Consider the following 15,391-nt stretch of genomic DNA (forward strand, 5'->3'; position numbering starts at 1 on the left):
TTTCCACTCGTTTTGCGCGCCATATTCACGGCCAGTTCACAAAGTGCAGTCAGCTGCGAATGACCCCGAGCGAAGGCATCGGAAACAACGCCTAAATTAGCCATGATGCGTGACCTCCCCTTTCGGAGCTCACGGTAAATGCCAACCCGCTGCGGATTCTGCGCGCGGCAGCACCCGAATTATCAGGGATACGTGTAGGGTGGAGATGCACAACCGCCGGACTGTGTAGCAACAGGCTTTCTCAAGACGCTTCATCTCGTCCACAGCCGCTGGTTGATTCCTCCTCCTGACTGAGTGCTTAAGTAGCCACAGCAAGCAGGACGCGTACGTCGCGATGAAGGCCCACATTGGCCGGACTTCGCTGGACACGGGAAATGGCCAACCACTCCCGACGCACCTGACACCGACCGTGAGAAGTCGTGTGTGCCGAACGCCGTTTCCGGCAGCCCGGAAACCGACGGTACTACATGAAAAGAATGCTGATTAACGCAACTCAACCCGAAGAGTTGCGTGTTGCACTGGTAGATGGCCAGCGCCTCTACGACCTGGACATCGAATCCGGTGCACGCGAGCAGAAGAAGGCCAACATCTATAAAGGCCGGATTACTCGCATCGAACCAAGCCTCGAGGCTGCCTTTGTCGATTTCGGCTCTGAGCGCCACGGCTTCCTGCCCCTCAAAGAAATCTCCCGCGAATACTTCAAGAAAGCCCCGGAAGGCCGCGTCAACATCAAGGACGTCCTGAGCGAAGGCCAGGAAGTCATCGTTCAGGTCGAAAAAGAAGAACGTGGCAACAAGGGCGCCGCCCTGACCACCTTCATCAGCCTGGCCGGTCGTTACCTGGTGCTGATGCCGAACAACCCGCGTGCCGGCGGTATTTCCCGTCGCATCGAAGGTGAAGAGCGCAACGAACTGCGTGAAGCCCTGAACGGCCTGGTTGCCCCGGCCGACATGGGTCTGATCGTGCGCACTGCCGGCCTTGGCCGCAGCAGCGAAGAAATGCAGTGGGACCTCGACTACCTGCTGCAACTGTGGACCGCCATCAAAGAAGCCTCGCTGGATCGTTCCGCACCGTTCCTGATCTACCAGGAAAGCAACGTGATCATCCGCGCGATCCGCGACTACCTGCGCCAGGACATCGGCGAAGTGCTGATCGACAGCGTTGAAGCCCAGGACGAAGCCCTGACCTTCATCCGCCAGGTGATGCCGCAGTACGCCAGCAAGATCAAGCTGTACGAAGACAGCGTTCCGCTGTTCAACCGCTTCCAGATCGAAAGCCAGATCGAAACCGCCTTCCAGCGCGTTGTCGAACTGCCTTCCGGCGGCTCCATCGTTATCGATCCGACCGAGGCCCTGGTGTCCATCGACATCAACTCGGCGCGCGCCACCAAAGGCAGCGACATCGAAGAAACCGCGCTGCAAACCAACCTTGAAGCGGCCGAGGAAATCGCCCGTCAGTTGCGCCTGCGCGACATCGGCGGTCTGATCGTCATCGACTTCATCGACATGACCCCTGCCAAGAACCAGCGCGCCGTGGAAGAGAAAGTCCGCGAATGCCTGGAAGCCGACCGCGCCCGCGTGCAAGTCGGTCGCATCTCGCGCTTCGGCCTGCTGGAAATGTCCCGTCAGCGCCTGCGTCCTTCCCTGGGCGAAAGCAGCGGCATCGTCTGCCCGCGTTGCAACGGCACCGGCATCATCCGTGACGTTGAATCGCTGTCCCTGGCGATCCTGCGCCTGATCGAAGAAGAAGCCCTGAAAGACCGTACCGCCGAAGTTCGTGCACAAGTGCCGATCCCGGTGGCCGCTTTCCTGCTCAACGAAAAGCGCAACTCGATCACCAAGATCGAACTGCGCACCCGCGCCCGCATCGTCATCCTGCCGAACGATCACCTCGAAACTCCGCACTTCGAAGTGCAGCGCCTGCGTGATGACAGCCCGGAAGCCGCGACCAATCAGTCCAGCTACGAAATCGCCGCTGCCGCTGCCGAAGTCGAGGAAGTCCAGCCAGCCGCCGCGACCCGCACCCTGGTTCGCCAGGAAGCCGCGGTCAAGACGGCCCCGGTCCGCGCCAACGCTCCGGTGCCGACCGAAGTGACCGCTCCGGCTCCTGCTCCGGTTGCAGTGCCTGAGCCAAGCCTGTTCAAAGGCCTGGTGAAGTCGCTGGTGAGCCTGTTCGCCACCAAGGAAGAGCCTGTAGCTCCGGTTGTGGTTGAAAAACCTGCGACCACCGAGCGTCCGGCCCGCAACGAAGAGCGTCGCAACGGTCGCCAGCAGAGCCGCAACCGTAACGGTCGCCGCGATGAAGAGCGCAAGCCTCGCGAAGAGCGTGCACCGCGTGAAGAACGCGCACCACGCGAGCCGCGTGAAGAGCGTCAGCCACGTGAAGTGCGCGAGCCTCGCGAAACCCGCGAAGAAACGCCGGCAGTAGCCCGCGAAGAACGCGCACCACGCGCGCCTCGTGAAGAACGTGCACCGCGCGCTCCGCGTGAAGATCGCAAGCCACGTGGCGAGCGTGAAGAGCGCGTTCGTGAACTGCGCGAGCCACTGGATGCTGCTCCGGCTGCTCCGGCTGCTCCGGCTGCTCCGGCCGCCGCTGCCACCGCTGCCACCGCTGAAGAGCGTCCAGCTCGCCAGCCGCGTGAAGAACGCGCTCCACGCCCACCGCGTGAAGAACGTCAGCCACGTGCCGAACAAGCTGCCGCAGCCGCAACCGAAGAAGAACTGGTCACCAACGAAGAGCAACTGCAGGAAGACGGCCAGGAAGGCGCCGAAGGCGATCGTCCACGCCGCCGCTCCCGTGGTCAGCGTCGTCGCAGCAACCGTCGCGAGCGTCAGCGTGACGCCAACGGCAACGTGATCGAAGGTTCGGAAGAATCCGAGTCCGGCGAAAACGCTGAAGCGCCAAGCACTGCCGATCTGGCCGCCGGCCTGGCTGTCACCGCAGCCGTTGCCAGCAGCGTGATCAGCGCTCCAGCCGAAGCTGAGGCCAACGTGCAAGCCGAACGCGCCACTGCCGCGACCCTGGAACCGGCTCCGGTTGAAGCGCCAGTCGTTGAAGCGACCACACCGGTCGAAGTCACCGCCTCGCCGGAAATCGAAGTGTCGTCTGCGCCGGAAGCTCAGCCTGCTGTTGAAGCGGCTGCCGAGCCAGCGCCAGTGGTAGAAGCACCTGCTGAGGCTGCAGAAGCGGTTGTTGAGACCGTGACTGAAACCGTGCGTGAAGTTCGCGAAGAACAAACCGCATTCAACTGGGTTGCCGAGCCAGCCGTCGCTGAAGCCGCTGCACCTGCCGCTGAAGCCCAAGTGGCTGAAGCCATGGTTTCCGAGCCGGTGGTTACCGCCGCGGAACCGGCCCCAGCGCCAGTCGTTGAAGCTCCGGTCGTTGCCGAGGCACCAGCTCCGGTAGTCGAAACTCCTGCCAGCGCCCTGACGCCAAGTGGCCGTGCGCCTAACGACCCGCGTGAAGTGCGTCGTCGCAAGCGTGAAGCCGAGCGTCTGCAGAAGGAAGCTGAACTGGCTGCCGCTGCGGCTCCAGCTCAAGCGGTTGTCGCTGCCGAGCCTGCACCGGTTGCTGCTGAAGTGGTTGAGGCAGCTCCTGCCCCTGAGGCGGCTGCCGAGCCGGCTGAGTCGGTGATCCACGAAGCACCGCGCTCCGTTCAGGAAGCGGTAGAGCAAGCCGAGGAAAAAGAGCACGAGACTAAACCTCTCGTCTGATTCCATCGGCCACTAAAAAGCCCCGCCTGGTGATCCCAGGCGGGGCTTTTTTATATCCGGACTTCACAACAATCCATTGTAGGAGCGAGCCTGCTCGCGATGGCGGTGGATCAGATTGCATCTCTGTTGGATGCCAGATCGCTATCGCGAGCAAGCTCGCGCCTACAGGGGATCCAGGTTGATCTGTAGATCTATGCGGGGCTAAAGATCAATGCCTGCGGCACATCCACATCCCACAACACACCGGGATCCGCTACTGCCACCTCAACCACCCGCCCTTGGGCAAACAGCGGTTTGGCACCGCGATCCCCCGACAATGCCGTCAACCCCGCCGCGAAGTCCCGTCCGAACCCGACCGGATGCCCATACTCACCGCCCTGCACGGGCACGCTGATACGGTCATCGCCAATACCCGCCACCACTTGCCCGATACTGGATGGCAGGATGAACGGCATATCCCCCAGCACCATCAGCCAGCCATCAAGCTGCTTGCAGGCAGCGACTCCTGCGGCAATGCTGTCACCCATTCCCGTCGATTCGATCAGCACAATCTCGCAGCCATAGGCCTGAGCCATGCGAATAACCTGCGGGCGGTCAGCCGTGGTCACCAGTACGCGTTTGTCCAGCGCCGCCGGCAGGTTGACCAACGTGTGCTCGATGACGGACCGCACCACGCCGTCACGCCCGGTGCAATCGGCCACCAATTTATCCTTTTCGTCACCCGCCACCTGACGAAAGCGGCTGCCCTGCCCTGCCGCCAACACGATGACGCCAATGGACTCGCTCATACCCTCTCCTGCAGGACTTTCTTCTGCTTCAGTTCGATGCCGTTTTTGACCGCCACGATTTCCGCCATGAGCGACAAGGCAATTTCCGCCGGATTATGACTGCCGATGTGCAAACCGATCGGACCATGCAAGCGGTCAATCGCCGCTTGCGACAAGCCCAGTTGAGCCAGGTTTTCCCGACGTTTCTGGCTGTTGACTCGCGATCCCAGCGCCCCGACGTAAAAAGCCCTGGAGTCCAGAGCCGTGAGCAGCGCCATGTCATCAAGGCGCGGATCATGGGTCAAGGCCACGATCGCCGTGCGTTCATCGGTCTGAATGTTCAATACCGCCTCATCCGGCATGCCCGAAACGAACCGTCCGTGCTGCTCCTCCCAGCCGTAGACGAATTCGCTGCGCGGATCGCAAATCAGCACCTCGAAATCCAGCAGCCGGGCCATTTCCGCCACAAAGCGCGACAACTGCCCCGCGCCGATCAGCAGCAAGCGCCAGCGCGGGCCATAGATCGCCCGCAAGGTCTGTCCGTCGAACGTCAACACGTCAGTTTTACTGGCCGGCAGCAAAAGCACTTTGCCGGTGGTCAGATTCAGTTCGCGCGCAACGATTTCATGGGCCTCGCAATGGGCAAGCAATTGCTCGACCCAATCCCCATCGTCGATACGCTCCTCGGTCAAGCGCAAGGTGCCACCGCAGGGCAAGCCGAAACGCGCGGCTTCCTCGCGGGTCACGCCGTACGTGATCAGCTGCACCGGCGGCCCGTCAAGCGCCAGGCGCCCGTCGTGCAGCCGGGCGATCAAGTCATCTTCGACACACCCACCCGAGACCGAACCAATCACCATGCCGTCTTCACGCAGAGCCAGCATGGCGCCGGGTGCCCGGGGCGCGGTGCCCCAGGTTTCGACCACGCTGTACAACACCACCCGCTGACCGGCGCGATGCCATTGCAACACGCTGCGCAGCACGTTCAGATCAGCGCTGTCCATCAGGCGCCTGCCTTCTGCCAGCCCGACAGCTGATAACGAACCGGCAGATTGCGGATGCGTTTGCCGGTGGCAGCAAAGATCGCATTGCACAGTGCCGGCGCAATCGGTGGTACGCCCGGTTCACCCACACCGCCCAATGGTACGTTGCCCGGCGGCGTCACCAGATGCACCGCCACTTCTTTCGGCGCCAGGGACATGCGCGCCACTTCGTACATGTGGAAGTTATCCTGCTGGACCTTGCCGTCCTTGAAGCTGATTTCCCCCAGCACCGCATTACCCAGACCCATGACGCAGGCGCCCTCGAACTGCGCGCGAATCCGCTCGGGGTTGATCTGCGGACCGCAATCGACAGCAATGTCGGCCTTGTGCACCACCAGCGTACCGTCGTCCTTGACCTCAACTTCGATCACCGCCGCCACATAGGTCACGAAGCTGTAATGCACCGCCAGGCCCAGGCCGCGCCCCTTGGGCAACTCACGCCCCCAACCGGCAGCTTTGGCGGCGGTCTCCAGTACCGTGCGCAGGCGCGCGGTATCGATCGGATAACGCTCGGGGGATTCGCCGTAGTTCCACTCTTCACTCAAGGTGCGCGGATCGATCTGACGGTCCGGGCCGAGCAATCTGATCTGGTACTTCAGCGGATCCTGCCCGGCCTTGTGCGCCAGTTCATCGATAAAGCTCTGGATCGCGAAGCCATGTGGAATGTTCGACACCGAGCGATACCAACCCACTCGGGTATGCACCGTTGCCTCGGGGTTCTCCAGGCGAATGTTGGGGATCGCATAGGCCATGTTGGTGAAGCCCATGCCCAGCTCGAACGCCGCCTCATGGTTCATGCCCGGCGCAAACAACGCGGTGATGCTCGGCGCCACCGTACGGTGCAACCAGCCGGACGGCAGGCCATCCTTGTTCAGGCTGGCCTTGAGGTATTCGGCCGACACGGTATGGAAGTAGGAACAGTGGATGTCGTCTTCACGGGTCCATTGCACCCGCACTGCTTTTCCGGGAAATTCCTTGGCGAGGACGGCGGCCTCGATGATGAAGTCAGGCTTGGACTTGCGCCCGAATCCGCCACCGAGCAGGGTCACGTTGAACGTGACCTTGTCGAACGGCAGGCCCAGACGCTCGCCGATTCGCTCCCGGCTGACCTGCGGCGCCTGGCTTGGCCCCCAGGCTTCACACGCACCGCCCTTGAATCGCGCAATGGCGACCATCGGCTCCATCGGTGACTGTGACAGATGCGGCAAGTAGTAGGAGGCTTCCAGGGTGCTATCGGCGCTGGCCAAGGCCTGATCGATGTTGCCGGTACTGCGCACCACTTTGCCGGGTTTGAGCGAGGCGGCTTCGAGTTCCTTGCGATAGGCAATCGAGTCGTAGCTGGCGTTGGGGCCGTCGTCCCATTCGATTTTCAGTGCCTCGCGGCCCTTGATCGCCGCCCAGGTATTGCTCGCCACCACGGCGATCCCGCCGAGCGGTTGAAATTCCGAGGGCAACGGACGGCTTTCGATCTGTACCACTTTGACCACGCCAGGGACTTTCATCGCCGCGCTGCCATCGAAGCTTTTGACCTTGCCGCCATACACCGCGGGCCGCGCAATGGTCGCGTACAGCATGCCGTCGAAATGCACGTCGGCGCCGTACACCGCACGACCGTTGACGATGTCTTCACCGTCGATGGCCTTGGTGCCTTCCTTGCCGATGTATCGAAATTCCGAAGGTTGCTTGAGCTTCAGGCTGTCGCGGGCCGGAACCGGCAAGGCGCTTGCGGCGAAAGCCAGAGCGCCATATCCGAGCTCGCGGCCTGAAGGCTCATGGACGACTTTGTGCAGTTTCGCGTGACACTCACCGACCGGCACTTTCCATTGTGCGGCGGCGGCCTGTTCGAGCATGGTTCGCGCAGCGGCACCGCAACGGCGCATCGGCTCATACCAGTGACGCATGCTGCGCGAGCCGTCGGTGTCCTGATTGCCGAAGCGTACTTCATCGCCAGGGGCCTGCTGCACCTTGACCATCGCCCAGTCGGCTTCCAGTTCATCGGCCACCACCATGGTCAGGCTGGTGCGTACGCCCTGGCCCATTTCCGAACGGTTGCAGATCACGGTGACCGTGCCATCGGCGGCAATGCTCACATAGACTTTCGGATCGTCAACCCAGCCGTGAGGCATGCCGTCGGCGCCGAACTTCTTCTCTTTCTCTTCGGCAAACGCGTCCTGCCAACCCCAACTCGCGGCGACCACCAGCGCACCGGTCGCCCCCACGCCCTTGAGAAAACCACGGCGACTGAGATTACTCAGGGCGAAATCATTCGGTAACCGGCTCATGCCTTAGCCTCCTTCAGGTGAGTGGAAGCCTGGCGGATCGCGGTCTTGATGCGGTTGTAGGTGCCGCAGCGGCAGATGTTGCCGACCATGGCTTCTTCGATCTGCTCATCGCTCGGGTTCGGATGGGTCTTGAGCAGCGCCGTCGCCGACATGATTTGCCCGCCCTGGCAGAAACCGCATTGGGCCACTGCCGTGTCGAGCCAGGCTTGCTGCACGACTTTGCCGATCGGGTCGGCATGCAGGTTGTCGATGGTGCTGACATTCTGCCCGACGACTGAACCGATGGGCGTGATGCAACTGCGTGCCGGGGCCCCTTCGATATGAATGGTGCAGGCGCCGCACAGGCCCATGCCGCAGCCGAATTTGGTGCCGTTGTAACCGGCCACGTCGCGGATCGCCCAGAGCAGCGGCATGTCCTCGGTGACGTCGAGTTGATGGTCTTGACCATTGAGTTTCAGGGTAATCATGGGCACGCCCGCATAGGTCTTGAGTTATGGGGTCGAGCAATCTGCCGCTGGATCTCAGGCTTTGCGACGTAGGGTCGCACGCAGATCGACTCAGGCTAATAGGCTCTCTTGTGCGGACGCAAACGGTCTGCACCGGGCCTTTGGTGGAGCAAGAGTGTGCATCGTTAGCTGACTAAGTTAACCGAGCATTAACAAAAAAGCCCTGCACAATAAACATTGTGCAGGGCTTGATCCGTCTCGAAAGCTTAGCTCAATAGCGGTTCGGCTCCATTTCCAGATCGACATGGAAACGCTCGAAAATGTCTTTCTGGATGCGTTGTGCCAGATTCAGCAATTGCAGGCCCGTCGCGCCGCCATAGTTGACCAGCACCAGCGCCTGCAATCTATGCACGCCAGCATCGGCCTCACGGAAACCTTTCCACCCTGCCCGCTCGATCAGCCAACCGGCGGCCAGTTTCATCTGCCCGTCGGGTTGCGCATAGGCCACCAGGTCGGGGTATTCGCCCTTGAGTCGTGCAGCCAGCGCCGCCGACACCAAAGGGTTCTTGAAGAAGCTGCCGGCATTGCCGAGTACGGCCGGGTCCGGAAGTTTTTCGTTGCGGATACTGCAAATGGCCTGGCTGACATCGCTGGCGGTCGGATGCTCGATGCCTTGTTCGGTCAGGCGCTGACGCACCGGGCCGTACTCCAGATGCAGATGCGCGGCGCGGTCGAGGGCGAAACGCACACGCAGGATCAACCAACGCCCCGGCTCCTGCTTGAACAGGCTGTCGCGGTAGGCGAAGTTGCACTCCGCCAGGCTGAAGTCGCGCAGTTCGCCGCTCAGGCGATCAAGGGCAGTGAGGCCGGCGAAGACGTCCTTGATCTCGACTCCGTAAGCGCCAATGTTCTGCATCGGTGCCGCGCCGACAGTGCCGGGAATCAGGCTGAGGTTTTCCAGACCGGAGAGCCCGAGGGACAGTGTGTGTTGCACAAAAGGATGCCACGGCTCACCCGCCTCGGCCTCGATCACCACGTTGCCACCCTCATCGCTCAGCACGCGAATCCCGCGCGTGGCCATGCGCAGCACCAGTGAATCGATATCCGCCGTCAGTAGCAGATTGCTGCCACCGCCGATCACCAGTACCGGGACCTCGTGTTCCAGCCCATAGGCCAGGGCTTCGCGCACATCGGCGTCGCTATGGGCCTCGGCGAACAGCCGGGCCTGGACATCCACGCCAAAGCTGTTGAACGGCTTGAGCGAAACCTGCGATTGAACCTGCAAACTCATAACCGTCCCTTCAATTCGATCACCAGCAAATCACTGGCGTGTTCGATCAAATCCAACACCTGCTCGAAACCCTGATCGCCGTCGTAATACGGATCCGGGACCTCGTCGATTTCCGACTGATAACGACGCAGGAACAGGTCGAGTTCGGCCTTGCCCTTGGCTGGCTGCAAGGCCTTGAGGTTGCGCAGGTTGCCGTTGTCCATTGCCAGGATCAGGTCGTAGGTGGCGAAATCGGCACGGCTGACCTGTTGGGCGCGCTGGGCGGACAAGTCATAACCGCGCAGCTTTGCCGCGGCCTGACTGCGCTTGTCCGGCGCCTTGCCGACATGCCAGTCGCCGGTGCCGGCGGAAGCCACTTCAACCTGATCGGCCAGGCCAGCCTCGCGCAGCTTATGCCGCAGCACACCTTCGGCCGTGGGTGAACGGCAGATGTTGCCCAGGCAGACAAACAGAACCCGCATCACGCCTCCAGCAGGCGACGAACGCGCTCAAGGTCTTCAACGGTATCGACGCCGGCGGGCGGCGCGATCAGTGCGTCGGCCACGTGGATCCGCACGCCATGCCACAGGGCACGCAGCTGTTCCAGGCACTCGGTGTTTTCCAGCCAGCATGGGCCCCAGCTGACGAAGTCCTGCAAGAAACCGGCGCGGTAGGCATAGATGCCGATATGGCGGCGGTACGGCACACCTTCGGGCAACTGCTCAGGGTTCACGGCGAAGGCATCCCGCGCCCAGGGCAAGGTGGAACGGCTGAACGTCAGCGCCAGGCCATTGAGGTCGCTGACGACCTTGACCACGTTGGGATTGAACAGGGTGGCCGCGTCTTCGATCGGCTCGGCCAGGGTGGCCATGCGCGCTTCGGCGTGGGCCGCCAGATTGGCGGCGACCTGATCGATGACGCTCGGCGGGATCAGCGGCTCGTCGCCCTGGACGTTGACCACGATGGCGTCGGGCGCCAGGCCCAGCTTCATCGCGACTTCGGCCAGGCGATCGGTACCGGAGTTGTGATCTTCACGGGTCAACACCACTTCGGCGCCAAAGCCTTTGCAGGCCTCGACGATGCGCGCGTCGTCGGTGGCCACCACTACCCGCTCGGCGCTGCTTTTGCTCGCCTGTTCCCAGACGTGCTGGATCATCGGCTTGCCGGCGATCAGCAGCATCGGCTTGCCCGGCAGGCGGGTGGAGGCGTAACGCGATGGAATGACGACGGTAAAGGCTGTGGTCATTTATCCAGGCGCTCGTCGGTGGTCAGGGTGCGCGCTTCGGATTCGAGCATCACCGGGATGCCGTCGCGAATCGGGTAGGCCAGGCCTGCACCCTTGCTGATCAGCTCGGTCTTGTCGGCGCTGAGCTTGAGCGGGCCTTTGCAGACCGGGCAAGCGAGGATATCGAGCAATTTGGTGTCCATGAGCATTCCCTGAAAAAACGGAGTTAAGGCAACAAACGAGCCGGCAGCAGGCGCATCAGCTGTGTGTCGAACCAGGCCACGAAGGCCGGCGACGGCACGGCATCGACCGCCAGGTACCACCAGTCGGCGGCGGCAAAGGCACGGCATTTCACCGCGTCCTTTTCCGTCATCACCAACGGCAATGACGGCGTGAAATTCAACGCCTGCACGCTGTATTCGGCGTGGTCGGCAAACGCATGTGGAACCGGCTGCCAGTGTAGCGTTTCGAGGGTCTTGAAGAAACGTTGCGGATTGCCGATGCCGGCCACCGCGTGCACAGACTGGCCTGCGCCAAAGTGGTCGAGGGGACGCCGTTCGCCGCTGCGCAGGTTGACCAGCGCGGTGGGTTGCAACTGAAATGCAAATCCATTATCGCGGTCAGCGGTGGCACCGTTATAGAGCACCGCGTCGACGCTTTGCAGGCGCTCGACCGGTTCACGCAATGGCCCGGCGGGCAGGCAACGGCGATTGCCCAGGCCTCGGGCGGCGTCGATCAGCACCAGTTCCAGGTCGCGGGCCAGGCGGTAGTGCTGCATGCCGTCGTCGGACAGGATCAGGTCCAGCGACTCTCTGGCCAGCAAGGCTTTGACGGCGTTGCTGCGATTGGGGTCGATCATCAGCGGCACGCCCGTGCGCTGGACGATCAGCAACGGCTCGTCACCGGCGATGTCGGCGCTCTGCTCGGCCTCGACCCGCCACGGCAACTGCGGCGGTTTGGCGCCGTAACCCCGGCTGACCACGCCGACCCGCAGGCCGCTGCGCTGGCAGTGCTCGATCATCCACAGAATCAGCGGTGTCTTGCCGGTACCACCCACAGTGATGTTGCCGACCACGATCAGCGGCACCGGCGGCTGATAGATCTCGCCCTCACCCGCCAGAAAGCGCTTGCGCTTGTTCATGACCACGCGCCGGTACAGCCATTCCAATGGCTGCAACAGCTTCAGGGCCGGATGACCTGCGTACCACGCGGCGAGCAATCGATCGGACATGGCCATCAGGGCGCCGGGGGCGCCGCCTCGATGGTGGTCATGCGCAAATGACTGAAGCCGAGTTTGCCGGCCGCATCCATGGCCGTCACCACGGACTGATGCGCAGTCTTGCCGTCAGCGCTGATGGACAGCGGTCGGCTGGTGTCGCCGTTGGCTGCTTTTTGCAGCGCGTCCATCAGCGACGCCAGGTCACTTTTCGGCAAAATCTGGTTGTTCACCGAGAACACGCCGTCGGCGCTGATGGCGATGTCCAAAGGTTTGCTCTGATCGTCGGCCGGCGCGCCGCTGACGGCTTCCGGCAGATCGACGCGCAACTGGGTTTCACGGGTGAAGGTGGTGGTCACGACAAAAAACAGCAGCAGGATAAACACCACGTCGATCAGCGACGCGAGGTTGATGTCCACCGTTTCCCGTGGTTTGCGGCGGAATTTCACGCTTTGCCCTCGGCCAGGTCCACGTCGCGGTCGCCTTGCACTACCTCGACCAGTTTGATCGCTTCCTGCTCCATCCCTACCACCAGCTCATCGATCCGGCGTTGCAGGAATCGATGGAAGAATACCGCCGGGATACCGACCATCAAACCGGCAGCCGTGGTGATCAGGGCCTTGGAAATACCACCGGCCAGCACCGAAGCGTTGGTGGTCATGCCATTGCCGGTAAACGCGCTGAAAATATCGATCATGCCCAGCACGGTACCGAGCAAGCCCAGCAACGGGGCCATGGCAGCAATGGTGCCGAGGGCATTGATGTAACGTTCCAGATCGTGGATGACCCGTTGTGCGGCCTCTTCGATGCACTCTTTCATGATCTCGCGACCATGCTTGGAGTTGGCAAGGCCCGCGGCGAGGATTTCACCCAGCGGCGAGTTGGCGCGCAGTTCCTTGAGTCTGTCTTTGTTGAGTTTCTTGTCCTTGATCCAGACCCAGACCTGCCCGAGCAAATGCTCAGGGGTCACGCGGCTGGCCCGCAGGGTCCACAGACGTTCGGCAACGATCGCCATGGCCGCGATGGAACTCAAAATGATCGGCAACATCATCCAGCCGCCGGATTTGACCAATTCCCACACAGTGACAGCCCCCTCGAAAAAGTGCGCCACTCTAACATAGGGGGTTGAAGCACCGAAAACCGTGATGTCGCAACCGGTCGGGCCTTGATAAGGCTCGATTATGGGCTCGAAGGTGGCGGATCACGCCAGAAACGCCGTTCCTGGCGCATTGACCACGGCGGCTCGAAGCGTCCCAGTTGCAGACGAATGGCACCCTGTTCGACGCTGTCGTAGATCGCCATTCCACGTTTTTGATAACGCGCGATGACCATCGCATGCGGATGGCCAAACGAATTGCCCTGCCCGCGGGAAATCAGCGCACCTTTGGGTTGCAGAACATCCAATAGTGCATTGGACGACGAACTGCGACTGCCGTGGTGTGGCGCCTGCAGCCAATCGGTGGGCACGGCCAGCGGGCTGTCCAGCAGGGCTCTCTCGGCGGCGGCATCGATGTCGCCACTCAACAGCAACCGTTCGCCATTGGCCTCGATCAACAAGACACATGAATTCTGGTTGCTGTCGCCGGCCAACGGCCAGTGCCAGAGCTGAAAATCGACTTCATCCCAGGTCCATTGCCGACCGCTCTCACAGCTCCCGGCCTGCAATTGCGCAGGCAAGTCTGACGGTTCACCACTGACCACCTGCTTCACCGGCAAGCCCCTGGCAACCGCCGGGGCACCGCCGGCATGATCGGCATGGGCGTGGCTGATCAGCATCATGTCGAGCCCCTTCACTCCCAGTTTGCGCAATGCCGGCAACACCACTCGTTCCCCTTGGTCGAGCTCACCGAAACGCGGTCCGGCGTCATACAGCAACGTGTGATGCCGAGTGCGCACCAGGATCGCCAGGCCCTGCCCCACGTCCAGTTGCCAGACTTCGGCCCTGCCCTCCTGCAACAACGGCCTGGGCGAAAAAACCAGCATCAACAGCATGGGCCAGCCTAACGGGCGCATCGGCAAGCCTCGCGGCAGCAATAGCAAAAAAGCACCAATGGCACCGATTATCCAGGCCCATAGCGGGACCGCCGCGGGCACCCACGCGGGAACCTGACCGGAGACGACCCCCAACGCCCTGAACCACCATTCGATCAGGCCGCCCGCCAGCCACAGCAATTTCTCACCCACGTATGGCACCGGCAACAACAGCGTCCCGAGCAATGCCGGTGGCAGGACCACCAGACTGATCCAGGGCACCGCGAACAAATTGGCCAGCGGCCCGCTGAGACTGATCGGCAACCCCAGTGTCAGTAACAACGGACACAATCCGATTGCAATCAGCCACTGGGCACGGGTCCAGGTCTGCCACCAACGCCACGGCCCCAAACGTCCGCCGAAGGTCAGTATCAAGACTGCGACGGCCGCGAAAGACAGCCAAAAACCAGGCTGGAGACTCGCCAGCGGCTCCAGCAGCAAAATGCCGTTGAGTGCCAACAACAGTGGCCACCATGCACCGAGATGACGGAACCGCAGACGCCACAACAACACCATTGCGATCATCAGGCAGGCCCGCCGCACCGGCACCTCGAAACCGGCCAGCATCCCGTAACCGAGCGCAGCGGCGAATGCCAGGCCACACGCCCAGGGCAACCATGGCTGACGGTTCGGCCATAACCCGAAGCGGGCCAGGCCGGCGATCAGCAGATACACGACGCCCGCCAGCAACCCGATGTGCTGCCCGGAAATCACCAACAGATGCACCGTGCCGGTGTCCTGCAATACCTGCCAGTCTTCGCGACTCAACCCGGCACCGTCCCCGAGCACCAATGCCGTCAGCGCACCGTTTCGCCCTTGGGCATCCACCGCCAGCAAACGCTGACGGATTGCATCGCGCCAGGCCCATCGCGCTGGCGCAAGGCGTTCGCCCTGCTTGATTGTCCCGGTGGCCCCGATGCGTTGCGCCAGCAACCAGGCCTGGTAGTCGAAGGCCTGCGGATTGAGGAGCCCGACCGGGCGCTTCAACTTGACTGCCAGACGCCAGCGCTCGCCGCTGTTCACCGGCGGCCCGCCATACCAGGCCAGACGCATTTGCCGCGGCAGCCGGGTACGTCGGGACTGGATATCGGTCAATTCGAATCGCACGACACCATCGTCATGCCGGGGCAAGCCCGTAACCCGCCCTTCGACCCAGCGAGTTTCTCCGTCCAGCGCCGGCGGTAACCGGTCATCGAGCGCCCACTGCGCATTCACGCAGGCCCAACTCAAGCCGAACAAGTAAAACGCTACCGGAAAAGTCCTGAACGGCAGCAACATCAAACCCGCCACCGGCATCGCCAACCACAACCAGACAGGCGGTAATGCCGGTAAAAAACGCAAGGTCAACAGACCCAACGCCAGCGCCATCATCCCTGTGCGCATAAGCCCGTCCTTGAAAGT

The 15,391-nt window shown here is 62.2% G+C and carries 13 protein-coding genes; 1 reads left to right on the forward strand and 12 read right to left on the reverse strand.

Annotated features, from left to right (window positions below):
* The first annotated feature begins 467 nt into the window (after positions 1-467).
* A complete protein-coding gene (gene rne, locus AC3ITA_RS21605) occupies positions 468-3,713 on the forward strand; it encodes a ribonuclease E (protein WP_489278342.1) in 3,246 nt (1,081 codons plus the stop codon).
* Between the two features lie 191 nt (positions 3,714-3,904).
* Here the strand turns inward: rne and AC3ITA_RS21610 are convergent, their stop codons facing one another.
* The 12 genes from AC3ITA_RS21610 to AC3ITA_RS21665 all read right to left on the reverse strand — a co-directional run bounded on the left by AC3ITA_RS21610 (position 3,905) and on the right by AC3ITA_RS21665 (position 15,373).
* Complete coding sequence (locus tag AC3ITA_RS21610) at positions 3,905-4,501, reverse strand: nucleotidyltransferase family protein (RefSeq protein ID WP_489278343.1); 597 nt, start codon at positions 4,499-4,501, stop codon at positions 3,905-3,907.
* Positions 4,498-5,481, reverse strand: a complete 984-nt coding sequence (locus AC3ITA_RS21615; protein ID WP_489278344.1) for an XdhC family protein — start codon at positions 5,479-5,481, stop codon at positions 4,498-4,500. The genes AC3ITA_RS21610 and AC3ITA_RS21615 overlap by 4 nt, the downstream gene beginning before the upstream one ends.
* A complete protein-coding gene (locus AC3ITA_RS21620) occupies positions 5,481-7,802 on the reverse strand; it encodes a xanthine dehydrogenase family protein molybdopterin-binding subunit (protein ID WP_489278345.1) in 2,322 nt (773 codons plus the stop codon). The genes AC3ITA_RS21615 and AC3ITA_RS21620 overlap by 1 nt, the downstream gene beginning before the upstream one ends.
* Positions 7,799-8,269, reverse strand: a complete 471-nt coding sequence (locus AC3ITA_RS21625) for a (2Fe-2S)-binding protein (RefSeq protein WP_015096391.1) — start codon at positions 8,267-8,269, stop codon at positions 7,799-7,801. Before AC3ITA_RS21625 ends, AC3ITA_RS21620 begins: the two co-directional genes overlap by 4 nt.
* A 250-nt stretch (positions 8,270-8,519) precedes the next feature.
* Positions 8,520-9,539: a UDP-N-acetylmuramate dehydrogenase gene (gene murB / locus AC3ITA_RS21630; RefSeq protein WP_150672628.1), complete on the reverse strand. Its 1,020-nt coding sequence runs from the start codon at positions 9,537-9,539 to the stop codon at positions 8,520-8,522.
* Positions 9,536-10,000, reverse strand: coding sequence for a low molecular weight protein-tyrosine-phosphatase (locus AC3ITA_RS21635; RefSeq protein WP_095942608.1), 465 nt, complete (start codon positions 9,998-10,000; stop codon positions 9,536-9,538). Before AC3ITA_RS21635 ends, murB begins: the two co-directional genes overlap by 4 nt.
* Positions 10,000-10,764, reverse strand: coding sequence for a 3-deoxy-manno-octulosonate cytidylyltransferase (gene kdsB / locus AC3ITA_RS21640; RefSeq protein WP_095942609.1), 765 nt, complete (start codon positions 10,762-10,764; stop codon positions 10,000-10,002). The genes AC3ITA_RS21635 and kdsB overlap by 1 nt, the downstream gene beginning before the upstream one ends.
* Positions 10,761-10,946, reverse strand: a complete 186-nt coding sequence (locus AC3ITA_RS21645) for a Trm112 family protein (RefSeq protein ID WP_003179363.1) — start codon at positions 10,944-10,946, stop codon at positions 10,761-10,763. The genes kdsB and AC3ITA_RS21645 overlap by 4 nt, the downstream gene beginning before the upstream one ends.
* 23 nt (positions 10,947-10,969) lie before the next feature.
* Positions 10,970-11,980, reverse strand: a complete 1,011-nt coding sequence (lpxK, locus tag AC3ITA_RS21650; protein WP_489278346.1) for a tetraacyldisaccharide 4'-kinase — start codon at positions 11,978-11,980, stop codon at positions 10,970-10,972.
* On the reverse strand, positions 11,980-12,408 hold the full coding sequence (locus AC3ITA_RS21655) for an ExbD/TolR family protein (protein WP_095942611.1): 429 nt from the start codon (positions 12,406-12,408) through the stop codon (positions 11,980-11,982). Before AC3ITA_RS21655 ends, lpxK begins: the two co-directional genes overlap by 1 nt.
* On the reverse strand, positions 12,405-13,040 hold the full coding sequence (locus AC3ITA_RS21660) for a MotA/TolQ/ExbB proton channel family protein (RefSeq protein WP_489278347.1): 636 nt from the start codon (positions 13,038-13,040) through the stop codon (positions 12,405-12,407). The genes AC3ITA_RS21655 and AC3ITA_RS21660 overlap by 4 nt, the downstream gene beginning before the upstream one ends.
* 98 nt (positions 13,041-13,138) lie before the next feature.
* Positions 13,139-15,373 (reverse strand): DNA internalization-related competence protein ComEC/Rec2, encoded by a 2,235-nt coding sequence (locus AC3ITA_RS21665; protein ID WP_489278348.1) that lies wholly within the window; start codon positions 15,371-15,373, stop codon positions 13,139-13,141.
* Positions 15,374-15,391: the final 18 nt, after the last annotated feature.

This window comes from Pseudomonas sp. GL_090 (assembly GCF_057837765.1).